Source organism: Nesterenkonia suensis, from assembly GCF_054782935.1.
Genome location: NZ_BAAGRN010000009.1, coordinates 287,009 through 303,677 on the forward strand (window position 1 = coordinate 287,009; position 16,669 = coordinate 303,677).

At 70.9% G+C, this 16,669-nt stretch carries 12 protein-coding genes and 1 tRNA gene; 9 read left to right on the forward strand and 4 right to left on the reverse strand.

Annotated elements, in window-relative coordinates; translation table 11 throughout:
* Positions 1-169: 169 nt before the first annotated feature.
* From ACYVKI_RS09955 to ACYVKI_RS09970, 4 genes are all read right to left on the reverse strand, one after another.
* Complete coding sequence (locus ACYVKI_RS09955) at positions 170-2,206, reverse strand: PTS fructose transporter subunit IIABC (RefSeq protein WP_460690189.1); 2,037 nt, start codon at positions 2,204-2,206, stop codon at positions 170-172.
* A 55-nt stretch (positions 2,207-2,261) separates the two neighbouring features.
* A complete protein-coding gene (locus ACYVKI_RS09960) occupies positions 2,262-3,260 on the reverse strand; it encodes a 1-phosphofructokinase family hexose kinase (RefSeq protein WP_460690190.1) in 999 nt (332 codons plus the stop codon).
* Complete coding sequence (locus tag ACYVKI_RS09965) at positions 3,257-4,063, reverse strand: DeoR/GlpR family DNA-binding transcription regulator (RefSeq protein ID WP_460690191.1); 807 nt, start codon at positions 4,061-4,063, stop codon at positions 3,257-3,259. The genes ACYVKI_RS09960 and ACYVKI_RS09965 overlap by 4 nt, the downstream gene beginning before the upstream one ends.
* 673 nt (positions 4,064-4,736) lie before the next feature.
* Positions 4,737-4,810: transfer RNA gene (locus ACYVKI_RS09970), tRNA-Arg, on the reverse strand.
* A gap of 347 nt (positions 4,811-5,157) precedes the next feature.
* Between ACYVKI_RS09970 and ACYVKI_RS09975 the strand changes: the two genes are divergently transcribed.
* The 9 genes from ACYVKI_RS09975 (at position 5,158) to ACYVKI_RS10015 (ending at position 16,581) form a co-directional block, all read left to right on the forward strand.
* On the forward strand, positions 5,158-7,002 hold the full coding sequence (locus tag ACYVKI_RS09975; protein ID WP_460690192.1) for a phosphoenolpyruvate carboxykinase (GTP): 1,845 nt from the start codon (positions 5,158-5,160) through the stop codon (positions 7,000-7,002).
* A gap of 179 nt (positions 7,003-7,181) precedes the next feature.
* Entirely contained in the window at positions 7,182-8,291 is a 1,110-nt protein-coding gene (locus tag ACYVKI_RS09980; protein ID WP_460690193.1) for a D-TA family PLP-dependent enzyme, read from the forward strand.
* A 157-nt stretch (positions 8,292-8,448) separates the two neighbouring features.
* Complete coding sequence (locus tag ACYVKI_RS09985) at positions 8,449-9,477, forward strand: iron-siderophore ABC transporter substrate-binding protein (protein ID WP_460690194.1); 1,029 nt, start codon at positions 8,449-8,451, stop codon at positions 9,475-9,477.
* Entirely contained in the window at positions 9,467-10,570 is a 1,104-nt protein-coding gene (locus ACYVKI_RS09990) for a FecCD family ABC transporter permease (RefSeq protein ID WP_460690195.1), read from the forward strand. Before ACYVKI_RS09985 ends, ACYVKI_RS09990 begins: the two co-directional genes overlap by 11 nt.
* Complete coding sequence (locus tag ACYVKI_RS09995) at positions 10,567-11,604, forward strand: FecCD family ABC transporter permease (protein ID WP_460690196.1); 1,038 nt, start codon at positions 10,567-10,569, stop codon at positions 11,602-11,604. The genes ACYVKI_RS09990 and ACYVKI_RS09995 overlap by 4 nt, the downstream gene beginning before the upstream one ends.
* Positions 11,597-12,442, forward strand: coding sequence for an ABC transporter ATP-binding protein (locus tag ACYVKI_RS10000; RefSeq protein ID WP_460690197.1), 846 nt, complete (start codon positions 11,597-11,599; stop codon positions 12,440-12,442). The genes ACYVKI_RS09995 and ACYVKI_RS10000 overlap by 8 nt, the downstream gene beginning before the upstream one ends.
* Before the next feature lie 13 nt (positions 12,443-12,455).
* Entirely contained in the window at positions 12,456-13,349 is an 894-nt protein-coding gene (locus tag ACYVKI_RS10005) for an ABC transporter ATP-binding protein (RefSeq protein WP_460690198.1), read from the forward strand.
* 110 nt (positions 13,350-13,459) lie between these two features.
* Entirely contained in the window at positions 13,460-14,398 is a 939-nt protein-coding gene (locus tag ACYVKI_RS10010) for an ABC transporter substrate-binding protein (protein ID WP_460690199.1), read from the forward strand.
* A 44-nt stretch (positions 14,399-14,442) separates the two neighbouring features.
* A complete protein-coding gene (locus tag ACYVKI_RS10015) occupies positions 14,443-16,581 on the forward strand; it encodes an iron ABC transporter permease (RefSeq protein ID WP_460690200.1) in 2,139 nt (712 codons plus the stop codon).
* The last annotated feature ends 88 nt before the right edge of the window (positions 16,582-16,669 follow it).

Sequence of the window (16,669 nt, forward strand, 5' to 3'; positions counted from 1 at the left end):
GGGGCGCCCGACTCACAGGACAGACTACGACGCGACGTCCTGCTCCGCAGTGGGATGAGGCGGCATGCGATGAGGCGGCGGCCGTGGAGCCTCAGCCGGGGCCGCCGCCTCATCGCGGGATCAGGTGATGGTCACCGGGGAGTGACCGTTCAGGCCAGGGGCCTGGGGGTCAGGCGGTCACCGGTGCGGGTTCGACGGCGGCGGGTGCACCCGGCTGGGTGCGCCGGGTCCACCGCTTCAGGGCGATGACGACGACGGCGGTGACCACCGCACCGGCGAGCACGGCCAGCACGAACAGGATGAAGGAGTCGATTGCGAAGAACACGAACGCGCCGCCGTGCGGGGCCTGCGAGGTGACACTGAACGCCATGGTCAGTGCGCCGGTGACGGCACCGCCGGCCATCGCGGAGGGGAGCACGCGCAGCGGGTCGGCCGCGGCGAAGGGGATCGCACCTTCGGAGATGAACGCTGCGCCCAGCAGCACGGCGGTCTTGCCGTTCTCCCGCTCGGCGACGGTGAAGAGCCGACGGTCGATGAAGGTGGCCAGGGCCATGCCCAGCGGCGGGACCATGCCGGCGGCCATGACGGCGGCCATGATCATCAGCGGACCCGGGTTGTCGGTGATCGATCCGGCGGCCAGCCCGGCCACGGCGAAGGAGTAGGCGACCTTGTTGATCGGTCCGCCGAGGTCGATGCACATCATCAGCCCCAGCACGATGCCGAGCACGACGGCGGCGGTGCCGGTCATCCCGGAGAGCCACCCCTCGAGGGAAGCGGTCAGGCGGGCGATCGGACCGCCCAGCAGCAGGAACATCAGGCCCGAGGACACGATCGTGGCGATCAGCGGGATGATCACCACCGGCATCAGGCCGGCGAGCCAGCGGGGGACGTCCAGGCGGCGGAAGCCGGCCGCGACGGCGCCGGCGAGCACGCCGCCGACGATGCCGCCGATGAACCCGGCGTCCATGGTGACGGCGACCATGCCGGCGGTGAAGCCGGGGGCGATGCCGGGCCGGTCGGCCATGCCGAAGGCGATGTAGCCGGCCAGGGCGGGGACCAGGAAGCCCATGGAGGTCGCGCCGATGGTGAAGGCGACCGCACCCAGGTAGGTGAGCAGTCCGCCGTCGGGCAGGTTGAACAGGGTGTTGCCCAGGGCCACGTCCTCGGCGACTTCAGTGATGTCATAGCCGCCGAGCAGGAAGCCCAGGGCGATGAGCAGACCACCGGCGGCGACGAACGGGATCATGTAGGAGACACCGGTCATCAGCACACGCTGGGTCTTCTTGCCGAAGCTCTCCTCGGCGCCGCCGTCACCGGAGCCCTCCTCGGACTCCTCGGCGGAGACCCGGGGCGCGGAGGGGTCGTCGATGGCGGCCAGGGCACGGTCCACCAGGACGTCAGGCTCGTCGATGCCGCGTTTGACCGGCACGTGGATCACGGGTTTCCCGGCGAAGCGTGCCTTGTCCCGGACGTCGACGTCGACGGCGAAGATCACGGCGTCGGCGCCGGCGACGACGTCGGCAGGCAGAGCGGTGGCCCCGGCCGAACCCTGGGTCTCCACGTGGATCTCGACGCCTTTGTCCTGGGCCGCCTGTTTGATCGCGTCGGCGGCCATATAGGTGTGGGCGATGCCGGTGGGGCAGGCGGTCACCGCGACCAGCCGGCGGGTCCCGGCCGAGGGTCCCGCCGGGGGTGCGGCCGGGGCGTCGGTCGGCTCGGTGGGGGTCTGCGCGGCGCCTTCGAGCTCGGCCACCGCCGGAGCGACGGCTTCGGTGACCAGGTCGACCACGGCCTGCTCGTCGTCGGCGGAGCGCAGCGCGGTGACGAACTCCTTCTTCACCAGCGAGCGGGCCAGGGCGGCGAGGATCTTCAGGTGGGCCTTGTCGGCGCCGTCGGGGGCGGCGATGAAGAACACCAGGTCGGCGGGTCCGTCCTTGGAGCCGAAGTCCACCGGCTCGGCCAGACGGGCGAAGGCCAAGGTGGCCTCCTGGACGGCGCCGGTGCGGCAGTGCGGGATGGCGACGCCGCCGGGCATGCCGGTGGCGGACTTCTCCTCGCGTGCCCAGGCGTCGGCGACCAGCGTCTCCGCCGTGGTGGTGCGGTCTGCCTGCTGGATGCGGGAGGCCAGGGACTCGATGACGTCCCGCTTCTGGGTGGGATGGAGTTCGTCGAGGCTGACGAGCTCCGGGGTGATGATGCTGTTCATGGCGTGGGCCTCACAGTTCTGTGCGGTGTTCCGTGATCGTCGGGGTTTGTACGGGTCAGCTCGGGTGGGGTTCCACGACGACAGTGTCGAGGTCGAGGTCGTCCGGGCTCGGCATGACCGATCCGGGGAGGGCCGCGGCGGCGCGACCTTGGGCCGCGGCCTGGCGGAGTGAGTCTGCGGTGCTGCGGTCGAGCTGGTCGGCCAGCAGGAAGCCGGCCAGAGAGGCGTCCCCGGCGCCGACAGTGGAACGTGCCACCAGCGCCGGGCCCCAGGCGCGCAGCACGTCGGCCTCGGGGGCTTCCGGGACGAGCATCGCCCCGTGGGCGCCGAGAGTGACCAGGGCTGCGCGGACGCCGTGGTCCTGCGCGAGGCGGACCAGGCGAAGCACCTCGTCGGGGCGGCGCTCGAGCTCCCCAGGGCTCATCGGGGTGCCGTCGGTGAAGAGCGGTTCCTCACCGGTCAGCAGTGTGAGCAGCTCCAGCAGCTCCTCGCCGTTGGGCTTGATCAGCTCGGGCTCGGCGGCGACGGCGGCAGCCAGCGCCGGGCCGGAGGAGTCCAGAGCGATCCGGGGACGGCTGCCGGGGCAGGCGTCACGGAAGGCGCTGATGGCCTGGGCGTAGAAGTCGGTGGGGAAGCCCGGGGGCAGTGAGCCGGCCAGCGCGGCCCAGGTGGCGCCGTCGGCGGCCTCGACGGCCAGGGCGAGCAGCTGTTCGGTCCGTGCGGTGTCGAAGGTGGGGCCGGGCTCGTTGATCTTGGTGGTGGTGCCGACCGGGTCCGTGATGGTGATGTTGGTGCGCAGCGCCTCGCCGAGCGGGAGCCCGCGGTGGGGCACGTCCAGGTCGGTGAGTGCGGTCAGCACCGGGTCGGCCGCATCGCCGGGGAGCACGGCGAGGGTCTGCTGACCGGCGGCGACCAGGGCGCGGGAGATGTTGACGCCCTTGCCGCCGGGCTCCGCAGTGGTGCGCACCGCACGCTGGACGGCCCCGGGTGCCAGCGGGGCGTCCAGCTCCACGGTCTTGTCGAGGCTGGGGTTGGGGGTGAGGGTGATGATCATCGCGGCACCGCCACGATGACCTCCACTTCGGCGGCCTCGAGAGCCTCGGCGAGGGTGGGGTCGGGCTCGGCATCGGTGATGAGCACGGAGATCTCCTTCAGTGCGGCGAAGCGGACGAGGGTGGAGCGGCCGAGCTTGGAGGAGTCGGCGAGCAGCACGGTGGTGCGGGCGGCCTGGATGAAGGCGGACTTCATGGCCGCTTCGGCGGCGTCGGGGGTGGAGAGGCCGAAGGTGGCGTCCACGCCGTTGGTGCCCAGGTAGGCCACGTCGGCCCGCCGGCGGGACAGCGTGTCCAGAGCCTGGTCTCCGACGACGGCGCCGGTGAGTCCGCGGACCTGGCCGCCGAGGATCTCGACGTCGACGGCGGCGACGTCGCTGAGCTTCTGGGCGATGGGCACCGCGTTGGTGATCAGCACCCGGGTGCCGGCGGTCTCGGCGTCGCGCGCCTCCTCGGCGAGGAGGTCGGCCAGGGCCTCGGTGGAGGTTCCTGCGTCCATCAGCAGGGATCCGGTGTCGGTGGGAGGCAGCAGCTCGAGCGCGGCGCGGGCGATGGCCTGCTTCTGCTCGGCGTGGCTGGAGCGGCGGTCCCGCCAGGAGGTCTCGGTACGGGACGAGGGGGAGGCGGGGACTGCACCGCCGTGGACCCGGCGCAGGGAGCCTGCGGACTCGAGCTGGTCGAGGTCGCGCCGGACGGTCTCTCGGGTCACCGAGAGGTCCTCGGCGATCTGCTGGACGGTCACTGTGCCGTGGACGCGCAGGTGGGCCAGGATCCGTTCGTGCCGCTCGGGGGCGAGCAGGGGCATCGTGTCCTCCGATCCTGGTGGGTGCTGCCCATGAGGTGGACCACAGCAACTCTGGGTTCGATTCCGGCTGTGACTGTGATTCTACCCACGTTCAGTGGGATTGACCAGACTTTATCTGTGTTTTTCTGTGAACGCAACGGGCAGGCTCGGCGGGGGCTCGCCCGGTCCGCTGCTGCGGGTTCCGTCCGAGTCTCGGCGGCGAGGCGGCGTCGCTCTGCACACCGGCGTTGTGCACACCGGCGTTGTGCACACCGGCGTTGTGCACACCGGCGTTGTGCACACCGGCGTTGTGCACACCAGAATCACCTCTGCCCCAGCAGATGTGGTGGGGCAGGCGTGATGTCGTGGTGCAGATCGCCCGCCGGGGCCGGCGCGGCCGGAGGCCGGGGAGATGGCTTCGGGGGAACGCTCGTGAGACGAGGGGCTCCGCATGGACCGGAGCTGCTGCGGAGGAGGTGTCCTCCGGGGCGCGGAGCTGAACGCCCTGCCATCCAGGTGGCTCCAGATCGGTGGCGGTGGCGGGGATCGTGTCGCCGTCGACCCCTGCTGTGCAGGCTCGGCCGTCGTCCAGGTCCGAGTCGGTGCCCTGGTGGACGGTCGGGGGTCGCCGCAGTCGCCCCGGACGCGACGAAGCCCCGCAGCGGGTCACCGTTGCGGGGCTTCATCTCTTCGGTGCGCCCATAGGGATTCGAACCCCAGACCTTCGGTTCCGTAGACCGACGCTCTATCCAGCTGAGCTATAGGCGCATGTTCTGTTGTCCGCCGATCTCGCTGTCGCGATCTCGACCAGAAAGACTATACACGCGCTCTCGACTCGGGGCAAAATTGTGGGCCCAGAGGTGGTATTCCTCACGAAAATCGCTTCAATACCTCGGGAGCTCCCACTATGTGGACTTCCTTGGCGTCACAGCGATCCCCGGCCAGTACAGTGGAAGGTACCCGGTCCCTCAAGGCCTCGACGGGCTCGGTGTCCACGATGATGTGAACACCGTCCGGCGCGCGTCACCGTCGACGCACGATGTCCGCCGTCGTCGCCGCACGCAGGAGTGCGATTGAGCGGACTGTGCACTTCAGGAACCCAATGGAGGGAAACGATGGTCGACACCGTTGCAAAGGCGCCCGGTGCGGAGGACATCCAGGCGGATGCCCCCACGACACACGAGAAGCTGATCCAGTTCGTCAGCGACATCGCAGAACTGACCACGCCGGATCGGATTCACTGGGTGGACGGCAGCGATGCGGAATATGGCCAGCTGACCGATGAGCTCGTCCAGGCCGGAACCCTGACTCGGCTGACCAGCCCTGACTTTCCGAACTCTTTCGCGGCCTTCTCCGACCCCGCGGACGTCGCCCGCGTGGAGTCCCGCACCTTCATCTGTTCGGAGAACGAGCGCGACGCCGGCTTCACCAACAACTGGGTGGACCCCGCCGAGATGCGGTCCACGCTGGCCGGAGTGTTCGACGGCGCCATGCGCGGCCGGACCATGTACGTGATCCCGTTCGTCATGGGCCCGCTCGACGCCGAGGACCCCAAGTTCGGCGTGGAGGTCACCGATTCCGCCTACGTGGTCGCTTCGATGCGGATCATGGCCCGCATCGGCACCGACGTGCTGCGCCGCATGGAGGAGCTCGACGCGTTCTTCGTGCCCGCCGTGCACTCGGTGGGCGCCCCCTTGGCGCCGGGTCAGCAGGACGTCCCGTGGCCCTGCAATGAAGAGAAGTACATCGTCCACTTCCCGGAGACCCGGGAGATCTGGTCCTACGGCTCCGGCTACGGCGGCAACGCCCTGCTGGGCAAGAAGTGCTACGCGCTGCGCATCGCCTCGGCCATGGCCCGGGACGAAGGCTGGCTGGCCGAGCACATGCTCATCCTCAAGCTCACCAGCCCCGAGGGCCGCAGCTACTTCATCTCGGGGGCCTTCCCCTCGGCCTGCGGCAAGACCAACCTCGCGCTGATCGACCCCACGCTGGAGGGCTGGACCGCCGAGACCCTCGGGGACGACATCACCTGGATCCGTCCCGGTAAGGATGGCGAGTTCCGGGTGGTCAATCCGGAGGCCGGCTACTTTGGCGTGGCTCCCGGCACCGGGTGGCACACCAACGCCAATGCGATGCGCGCCATCGCCAAGGGCAACTCCATCTTCACCAACTGCGCGCTCACCGACGACGGCGGCGTCTGGTGGGAGGGCATGACGGAGGAGTCACCCTCGCACCTGATCGACTGGCAGGGCAACGAGTGGACCCCGGATGCGGACAGGCCGGCGGCCCACCCCAACGCCCGGTTCTGCACGCCGATCGACCAGACCGACATGCTTGCCGAGGAGTACTACTCCCCGGACGGCGTGAAGCTGGACGCCATCCTCTTCGGCGGCCGTCGCAAGACCACTGTGCCGCTGGTCACCGAGTCCCGGGACTGGAACCACGGCATCTTCTTCGGTGCGACGCTCTCCTCGGAGACCACCGCCGCCGCCGAAGGTGCGGTCGGCCAGGTGCGTCGTGACCCGATGGCGATGCTGCCGTTCATCGGCTATGACGCCGGCGACTACCTCAACCACTGGGTGCGGGTCTCCGGAAAAGCCGACGAGGAGAAGTTGCCCAAGATCTTCCTGGTCAACTGGTTTCGGCGGAACCGCGACGGCGGCTTCGCCTGGCCCGGCTTCGCGGAGAACTCCCGCGTGCTCAAGTGGGTGGTGGGGCGCATCGAAGGCCGCGGCGAGGCCGTGGAGACCCCGATCGGGTACACCCCCACGCCGGAGGCGCTGGACACCACCGGCCTGGACATCAGCGCCGAGGATCTCCACGACGCGTTGAGGGTGGACCAGCAGGAATGGACTGCCGAACTGGCCGACATCGAGCAGTGGTTCGATCGCTTCGGGGAGTCTCTGCCGGAGTCCATCCTGGCGGAGCTGCAGCAGCTGCGCGACCGGGTCGGCGCCTGACCGCGGCCGCGCGTGGCGACGCGCGCGTGGCGATCTGGTATCGGCAGGTGCCCTGGTGACGCGTCGTCGCCGGGGCACCTGCCGATGTGAGCGCCTCCCAGTGAGGCGTCGTAGCCTGGGCAGGGTCGGCCCTCCTGGTGTCTGCAAGCACCGGTCCGCCACTGCCCTGAAGGAGTCGGATGGTCCACTCAGTCGTCCCGCCCGAGGTTGAGACCCCGGAGATCCTCGTCGACCGGGATGTCCTCGGGAAGAACGTCACCCGCATGGCCGAGGCCATGCGGTCCCGCGGGCTGAGGCTCCGCCCCCATGCCAAGACCCACAAGATGGCCGAGGTCGCCAGGCTGCAGCTGGCGGCCGGGGCCTGTGGGTTGACGGTCGCCACTGTCGGCGAGGCCGAGCACTTCGCGGCCCAGGGGGTCGAGGACCTCTTCATCGCCTATCCGCTGTGGACCACTCCCGCGCGGGGTCGGCGGCTCCGTGAGCTCAGTGCGACGGCACGTCTGACCATCGGGACGGACTCAGCAGACGGTGCTCGTGCCCTGGCGGCCCACCTTAGGGAGGCGGCTCGCCGTATCGAGGTGCTCGTCGAGCTGGACAGCGGGCACCACCGCAGCGGCGTGGCACCCCAGGGAGCGGTCGACGTCGCCCGTGCCGCCGCTCAGGCCGGGCTCCAGGTGACGGGGGTCTTCTCCTTCCCCGGGCACAGCTACGCGCCCGGGAGGCCGGCGGAAGCCGCCGCGCAGGAGCATCAGACCCTGGTCGAGGCCGCGGAGCTGCTCACGGCCGCGGGGTTCGCGGTGACCCGGCTCAGCGGCGGCTCCACCCCGTCGGCGCTGCTGACCGAGGACGGAGGTGTGACCGAGGTGCGGCCCGGTGTCTACGTCTTCGGCGACGCCCAGCAGCTGGAGCTCGGCCGCTGCGGCTGGGAGGACATCGCGCTGACTGTGGCGGCCACTGTGGTCAGTCGTCACGAGACCGGCGCCGATGGTGTGCCCCGGCGGATCATCCTGGATGCGGGCAGCAAGGTCCTCGGTGGAGACCGCCCGGCCTGGACCACCGGACACGGCCGGATCATGGGGCACCCTCAGGCGCGGATCACCGCGCTCTCCGAGCACCACGCGACGGTGGCCTGGCCCGAAGGTCAGCAGCTGCCGGCGCTGGGGGAGCGGGTCTCCGTCATCCCCAACCATGTCTGTATGGCGGTGAACCTGGTCGACGAGGTGACCGTGGTGCGCGGAGGCGAGGTCGTGGATCGGTGGACCGTGGGCGCGCGGGGGCTGAACCGCTGATCGGCCAGCGACGGGGTGATCTGCCTCTCATCCTGCGGTGATGCTCTGGAGTTCCCGTCGCATAGAGGTAAGGTGTGCCTGAATACATCATGAACACGTGATGTAAATGAAGCCTTGCGGGCGGGTGCACCCCGCCCTGCCGACCGAATGGAGACACATGTCACGACTGTCCCGCGCCACCACCGGCAGTCTCGCCCTGACGGCCCTGCTCGCCCTGGCCGCCTGCGGAGACGGTGCCACCGCCACCTCCCCGGACTCGCCGGACGCCGCAGGCGACGGCGAGATCAGCACCGTGGAGCACGCATTCGGCACAGCAGAGATCGACGGTCAGCCCGAACGCGTGGTCACCCTCGGGCAGGGGTCGGCGGAGTCCGCGATCGCTCTGGGCGTCACCCCGGTCGGGATGGAGGAGTACGCCTGGGGCGCCGACGAGACCGGCTACCTCCCCTGGATCCATGAGGCGGTCGAAGACCGTGGTGAGGAGCTGCCCGAGCTCTTCACCGGAGGCACCGAGCTCGACGTCGAGGCCATCCTGGAGCTCGACCCCGATGTGATCCTCGCGCCCTGGTCCGGGATCACCGACGAGCAGTACGAGGTGCTCTCCGACATCGCCCCCACAGTGGCCTACCCGGAGGAGCCGTGGACGATCACCTGGGAGCAGCAGATCGAGATGGTCTCCACCGCGCTCGGCCGAGGCGACCAGGCCCAGGAGCTGATCGACGAGGTCGAGGACACCTTCGCCGAGGCGGCCCGCCCCGAGTGGGAGGAGCACACCTTCTCCTTCATCTACAACGACGGCCCGGGCACCCTCGGCGTCATGTTCCCGGATGAGCAGCGCGTCGCGATGGTCCGCCACCTGGGGCTGACCGTCGACCCGATCGTGGAGGAGCTCGACGAGTACAAGGTCGAGGGCACCGACTCAGCGATGATCGGTCTGGAGAATGCCGACATGCTGGCCGACTCCGACCTCATCTTCACCTTCTACAGCGATGAGGAGAACCGCGCCGAGATCGAGGCCCAGGATCTCTACGCCTCCATCCCCGCCATTGACGACGGCGCGGTGGTCGCCCCCACGGACACCTCCCTGGTCACCGCCTCCTCGATCATCAACCCGCTGACCGTGCCGTGGGTCATCGACCGCTACGAGCCGCTGATCGAAGAGGCCATCGCCGCCAGTGAGGACTGAGGCGCCCCGCCGCGTCTCGACGCCGGCCCCGGATGAGACCGCGCCGGCCCCCGCCCTCCCGGCGAGAGGGCCGTCGCGGTCGAGGACCGCGCCGCAGCGCCGGTCAGCACCGGCGAGGATCCTCCTCATCCATCTGCTGGCTCTGCTGGTGCTGGCCCTGGCCTGCGCGGCGAGCATCGCCTACGGGTCCCGCCCGGCCCCGTGGGGACAGGTCTGGGAAGCCCTGCACGGTGCCGGCGAGGAGCATCTGCAGGCCGTGGTGGCTGCCCGGATCCCGCGCACCGTCGTCGGGGCGGTGGTCGGAGCGGCGCTGGCCCTGTCCGGGGTGCTGATCCAGGCGCTGACTCGCAATCCGTTGGCCGAGCCCGGCCTGCTGGGCATCACCATGGGCGCGTCGGCCTCGATGGTGACCGTGGTCGCCGTCGTCGGCCCCGTCTCCGGGGTGGCCGCGGCGTGGACCGCCGTGCCGGGTGCCGTGCTGGCGGTCGCGGTGGTCCAGCTGATCGGCGCCCGGGCACGGGGCGGCTCCGTGGTCCCGCTGATCCTCGCCGGGGCGGTGGTCTCAGCAGTGCTCGGCGCCTATGTGCAGGCCATGATCCTGCTGCGGCCGGACACTTTCGACTCCTATCGCCACTGGGTGGTCGGCTCCCTGGCCGGGGCTCGGCTGGAGACCCTGACCGACCTGGCGCCGATGCTGCTGCTGGGCGCCCTGCTCTCCGCGATGCTGGTCTCCGGACTGAACACGCTCGCCCTGGGGGAGGGGGTCGCCGTGTCGCTGGGGGTCCGGGTCGGCTGGCTGCGCCTCGGCACCGTCGCCGCGGTGACGCTGCTGGCGGCGGCGGCGACCGCCGCCATCGGGCCGGTGGCCTTCGTGGGGCTGGCCGTCCCGCATCTGGTCCGCGGGATCGTCGGCAGCGACGTGCGCCTGCAGGCCACGGTCTCCGTGCTGGTCGGTGCGGCGCTGCTGGTCGCCTCGGATGTGGTGGCGCGGGTGATCCTGCGGCCGGAGGAACTGATGGTCGGCATGCTCACCGCCTTCATCGGTGCGCCGCTGCTGCTCCTCGCCGTGCGCCGCGGAAAGGTGCGGCTGTGACGGTGCTCCGGATCGGAACCGCCGTCGCCCTGCCCCTGGATCGGCGCGCGGCCGTGATCACGGTGCTGATCTGGGTGCTGGTGCTGGCGCTGGTGGTCCTCACCCTCGGCATGGGCGCTCAGGGCAGCTGGCCCGCGGCGGTGCTCGACCACCTGCGCGGTGCCGAGGGTGTCGAGGCGGACTCCGCGGCGGCGTTCGTGCTGGAGCGGCTCCGGGGCCCGCGGGTGATCGTCGCGGTGGGAGTGGGCGTCGCCCTGGGACTCGCCGGGGCGCTGTTCCAGACCGTGACCCGCAATCCCCTCGGCAGCCCGGACGTGATCGGCCTGGGGGCGGGGGCCGGCGCCGGCGTCGCGCTGGCCACGCTCTGGTGGCCGGGCCAGGCTCCCGCCATGCTGGGTGCCGTGCTCGGCGCCGGAGCCGCGGCGGTGCTGGTGCACCAGGCCACCGGGCACGGGTTCTCCTCTCCGGCACGGGTGATCGTCACCGGGATCGGGGTCTCGGCCATGGCGCATGCGATCACCCAGTATGTGGTGGCGGTCGGACTGCGGGACAGCGCCCATCAGCTGGCCGCCTATCTGGTGGGCTCGCTGGGCACGCGCACGTTCCAGCACGCCGGGCTCATCAGTGCCGCCCTGCTGGTCCTGGGGCCGTTGGTGATGCTGCTGAGCCACCGGCTCAGCCTGATGGACCTGGGAGACGACCTCGCCGACTCCCTGGGGGTCAGGGCCGTGCGGGTCAGGACGGCGGCCATCATCCTGGCGGTCCTGCTGGCCGCCGCCGCCGTCGCCGTGGCGGGGCCGATCGCCTTCGTCGCGCTGACCGCACCGCATATCGCCCGGCGGCTCACCCGTCGGTCCGGGGCGAACCTGGCGGCCTCTGCCGCCATCGGTGCGCTGATCATGGTCTCCGCAGACCTGCTCGTCCAGCAGCTGCCGGCCTTCGACGGGCTCCCCGTGGGCATCGTCACCGCCGGGCTCGGCGGTGTGTACTTGGGATATCTGCTCATCCACGAATGGAGGAAGGCCAGTGCCTGATCAGCTCAGCAGAGCCGCGGCACTCCGCGCCCGCGGAGTCACCGTCGGCTACGGGACGGGACCGGTGCTCGACGGGCTGGACTTCACCGTCCCGCAGGGGCGGTTCACGGCCATCATCGGCCCCAACGGCTGTGGCAAGTCCACACTGCTGAAGGCCCTGGCCCGTACCATCCGGCCGCAGCGCGGCACGGTGGAGCTCGACGGAGTCCCGCTGACCCGGTGGCGCAGTCGGGAGCTGGCCCGCCGCATCGGGCTGCTGCCGCAGTCGCCGGTGGTGCCGGACGGCATCACGGTGCGCTCCCTGGTGGCCCGCGGTCGGCATCCCTATCACTCGCCGCTGCGCCAATGGCTGCCGGGAGACGACGACGTCATCGAACAGGTCATGCTGGCCACCGGGATCACAGATCTGGGTCCGTCCCGGGCCGAGGATCTCTCGGGAGGGCAGCTGCAGCGCGCATGGATCGCCATGGTGCTGGCCCAGGACACCGATCTGGTGCTGCTGGACGAGCCGACCTCAGCCTTGGACATCGCCCACCAGGTGGAGGTCCTTCACTTGTGCCAGGACATCCGGGACCAGGGGTGCTCGGTCGTGGCGGTCCTGCATGACCTGAACCAGGCGGCCCGCTATGCGGATCACCTGGTGGTGATGCGGCAGGGGGAGATCTTCGCCGCCGGTGAGCCGCATGAGGTCCTCACCCCGGCCACCGTCTCCGAGGTGTTCTCTTTGGACTCCGAGCTGGTGCCGGATCCCCAGTCCGGAAGCCCCATGGTGGTCCCGCGTGCCCGTCGTCCGCAGCCGCACCGAGCAGACATGTTAGGCCACCCTATGCTTCATTGAGTAAGATGCAGATGTGCAAAATGATCCCGTGCAGCGGAGCCCCGCGCAGAAGCCCAGCACCTCCCTCCGCGGGACCGGCGTGTCCGTCTCCTACGGTGCCCGGCGGATCGTCCACGGCGTCGACGTCGCCCTCGTCCCCGGAGGCGTCACCGCGCTGATCGGCCCCAACGGCAGCGGCAAGACCACCCTGCTGCGCGGCATGTGCCGGTTGGCCGAGGCGGAGGGCGAGGTGGCCCTCGACGACGTCGACATCACCCGCTTCTCGCCGCGCAGCTTCGCCCAGCGGCTCACCATCCTCGCCCAGCAGCGGCCCACCCCCACTGGGCTCACCGTGGCCGAAGTGGTCGAGCTCGGCCGCCACCCTCACCGGGGACGCTTCCGCCGCGCCGACCCCGCAGGAGCGGAGGCGGTGGACCGGGCGCTGGCGCTCGCCGGACTCGCAGAGCTCGCCCACCGGCCGGTCACCGAGCTCTCCGGCGGACAACTCCAGCGGGTCTGGCTCGCCACCTGCCTGGCCCAGCAGACCGATGTGCTGCTGCTCGACGAGCCCACCACCTTCCTGGACCTGAAGCACCAGATGGACCTGCTGGACCTCATCCGCGACCTGGCCGACGTGCACCGGCTCACCGTCGGCGTCGTGCTCCACGACCTCGAGCAGGCCGCCGACATCGCCGACCACGTCGTCCTGCTTCAGGAGGGTGCCGTCGTCGCCGCCGGACCTCCGCCGCAGGTGATGACCTCCGAACGGCTCAGCCAGGTCTACGGAGTCCCGATCCACACCGCGCCCCTGCCCGACGGCGGCCTCGCAGTCCGTGCCCAGCGCGCCGGCCGGGGCGGACAGGCCGGGCGCGACGGACGGGCCGGTGCCGACATCCCCACCGCGCAGGGCCTGCCCATTCCGGCCTGACCCGCCCAGAACCTCCCGCGCCCCTCGTCCGGGCCGCATCACAGTGCCCGGACCGGCCGCGGGCGTCGCCCCCAAGCATCCTGACCCCTCACCGTTCCGGAAGGACACCCATGACCCTCACCGACACCCGCTCCACACGCCGGCTGCTCTCCCTGGCGGCCCTCGGCTCGCTGGCGCTGACCGCCTGCGGCACCACCGACGTCGACGACGCCGACTCCGGCGACTCCGCACAACGGGTCGTCACCCTGGAGTGGGCGCAGACCGAGAACGTCGAGGTGCTCGGCGGCAACCACGTCGGCGCGGCCGACCTCGAGGGCTACCGGGACTGGACCTCCGCCGCCGAGATCGACGAGGACATCGTCGACGTCGGCACCCGCCAGGAGCCCAGCATCGAGGCCATCGGCCAGGCCGACCCGGACCTGATCCTCGGGACCGAGGGCTCCGTGCCCGACGGCATGCTCGAAGACCTCGAGCAGATCGCCCCGGTGGTGCTCCAGGAGCCCGCCGATGCCTCCGACCCGCTGGGTCACATGGAGCGCACCTTCTTCGAGACCGCCGAGCTGCTCGGCGCCGAGGACGAGGCCGACCAGATCTGGGCCGACTATGAGCAGACCCTCGACGACGCCCGAGACCGCCTCGCCGAGGCAGGGGCCGCGGGTACCCCCTACGTGGTCACGTACCCGTCCGTGGAGGGCAACACCGCCACCTTCCGCCTCCATGGTCCCGGAGCCATGGTCAGCGCGGTGGGTGAGGAGATCGGCCTGACCCCCGCCTGGGAGGAGGCCGGTGACGAGGAATGGGCGATCAGCGTCATCGACACCGAAGGGCTGACGGCCCTGCCGGAGGACACCGAGTTCTTCTGGTGGACCGCCTCCACCGAGCCGGAGGACCCCTTCGTTCCGCTGGAGGACAACTCCACCTGGAACTCGCTGGGCTTCGTGGAGCACGACCGCATGCACGTCATCGAGCGCACCTGGCTCTACGGCGGTCCCGGCTCGGCAATGCAGTGGACCGAGCAGCTCGCCGAGACCGTCGCCGACGACGCCTGAGCGCGGCTTCGGCGACGACTGAGACGAGACGACGGCGGACACCTGTGACCCTGCAGAAGGACGCTCTGGCGGTGCGCACCAGCGCCGCCGCCGAGCGCACCACCCCCGCGAAGGCCCGCTCCCTGGTGCTGCTCACCCTGGTGGTGGGGCTGGGGCTTCTGGTGCTGCTCTCCGCGGTGCACCTGACCCAGGGCACCTCCGGGGTCAGCGCCCGGGACCTGCTGTCCGCCGTCTTCACCGGCCAGGACGCCCAGCTGACCGCCATCGCCCTGGACTCCCGCCTGCCACGGCTGGTGGGCGGTCTCGTGGTGGGCGTGGTGCTGGGTATCGCCGGCTGCGCGCTGCAGGCGATGACCCGCAACCCGCTGGCGTCCCCGGACACGCTGGCCGTCAACGCCGGGGCGCACCTGGCGCTGACCACGGCGGCGGCCTTCGGGCTCTCGCTGCCGCTGCTGAGCTCTGCGGCCCTGGCCTTCGTCGGGGGCTTCGCCGCCGCGGGACTGGTGCTGGCGCTGACCGGCTTCTCCGAGTCCGCGCCCATCCGTCTGGTGCTGGCCGGCACTGTGGTGGCCATGGGGTTGGCCTCGGTGACCTCGGCGCTGCTGATGATCCACGCCCAGTCCACCCAGGGGCTGTTCCTGTGGGGTTCAGGCACCCTGAACCTCTCCGGGATGGGGGCGGTGCTGCGCCTGCTGCCGGTCGTGCTGGTGGCCCTGGCGGTGCTGGTGCTGCTGTCCCGGGCCACCGACGTGCTCTCCTTAGGCAGCGACACCGCCCAGTCGATGGGCGTGCGCGTCGGTCTGGTGCGCGCCGGGCTGCTGGTCTGTTCGGTGGCCCTGGCTTCCTCCGCGGTGACGATGGTGGGCCCGTTGGGTTTCGTGGGGCTGTGCGCCCCGGCGATCGTGCGGCTGCTGTCCGCCCGGGTGATCCGTTTCGGCCGCTTCGGCTGGGCCATGGCGGGATCCGGGCTGCTCGGCGCGCTCATCGTGATCGGCGCCGACGTGGGGGTGCGGGGGATCTTCCTGGGCGGGATCTTCGGCTTCACAGATCTCAACCTGGCGGTCGGCATCCCCACCGGCGTGGTGACCTCGCTGATCGGAGCCGTGTTCCTGGTGGTGATCGCGCTGCGCATGCGCAGCGGCGGCGGCAGTCAGGAGATCGCCGCGATGGGGCTGCCCTCCGGGGTGCGGCTGTCCCGTCGGGTGACGGTCGCCGCCGTCGTACTGGTGCTGCTGCTGGGACTGACGGCCGCAGGGATGCTGCTGGGCGACTGGTGGCTGCGCACCGGAGACCTGGTGCTGTGGATGCAGGGGCAGGCGCCGCGGGCGATCGAGATCGCTCTGGACTTCCGGGCCCCGCGGGTGGCGGCCGCGCTGCTGGCCGGTGCAGTGCTGGCGGTGGCGGGCGGGCTGGTGCAGACCGTGACGCGGAATCCGCTGGCCGAACCCGGCATCCTGGGTGTGGCGGCCTCCGGCGGGGCGGGTGCGGTCATCGCGCTGATCGTGCTGCCCGCCTCCTCAGCATGGACCATGTCGGCAGGGGCGGCCGCGGGCGCGACTCTGGCGGGGCTGATCGTCTTCTCCCTGGCCAGCTCGCGCACCAGCGCTCCGGAGACGGTGGTGCTGGTGGGCATCGGGGTGATGACCGCCGCCCAGGCGATCACCCAGCTGCTGATCGCCACCACACATCCGCACAACCAGGCGATGGCGATCTCCTGGCTCGGCGGCTCGACCTTCGGCGCCGCCTGGCGGGACCTGGGGCCGATGCTGTTGGTGCTGGTGCTCACCGTGCCGGTGCTGCTGGTGCTGCGGCGGGAGCTGGACCTGGCCGGCATCGATGACATCACTCCGCGGATCCTGGGCGTCTCGCTGCCGGTGGTCCGCGGTGTCGCGCTGATCATCGCGGTGCTGCTGGCGGCGGTGGCAGTGATCGCCGTCGGGGTGATCAGCTTCGTCGGCCTGGCCGCTCCGCATCTGGCCCGCATGCTGGTGGGCCGTGAGCACCGCTGGTTCCTGCCGATCTCGGCGATGCTCGGCGCCGCGCTGGTCTCGCTCTCCGACACCTTCGGACGCACGGTCATCGCCCCGGGCCAGCTGCCGGCGGGCCTGGTGGTGGCCGTCATCGGGCCTCCCTACCTGCTGTGGCTGCTGAAGCGGTCCACGGCGAAGACCGCCCGGGCGTGACACGGGCCATGTAAGGTCGAGGAGAGTCAGGGGTGATCACCCGGCCGCAGGATCAGGCGATCACCGAGGCGAGGATGTGAGGGGGCGA

Excerpts from the sequence above, each read along its gene's own strand:
- ACYVKI_RS09955 (WP_460690189.1), bottom strand. The coding sequence starts at position 2,206 with ATGAACAGCATCATCACCCCGGAGCTCGTCAGCCTCGACGAACTCCAT.
- ACYVKI_RS09960 (WP_460690190.1), bottom strand. The coding sequence starts at position 3,260 with ATGATCATCACCCTCACCCCCAACCCCAGCCTCGACAAGACCGTGGAG.
- ACYVKI_RS09965 (WP_460690191.1), bottom strand. The coding sequence starts at position 4,063 with ATGCCCCTGCTCGCCCCCGAGCGGCACGAACGGATCCTGGCCCACCTG.
- ACYVKI_RS09975 (WP_460690192.1), top strand. The coding sequence starts at position 5,158 with ATGGTCGACACCGTTGCAAAGGCGCCCGGTGCGGAGGACATCCAGGCG.
- ACYVKI_RS09980 (WP_460690193.1), top strand. The coding sequence starts at position 7,182 with ATGGTCCACTCAGTCGTCCCGCCCGAGGTTGAGACCCCGGAGATCCTC.
- ACYVKI_RS09985 (WP_460690194.1), top strand. The coding sequence starts at position 8,449 with ATGTCACGACTGTCCCGCGCCACCACCGGCAGTCTCGCCCTGACGGCC.
- ACYVKI_RS10010 (WP_460690199.1), top strand. The coding sequence starts at position 13,460 with ATGACCCTCACCGACACCCGCTCCACACGCCGGCTGCTCTCCCTGGCG.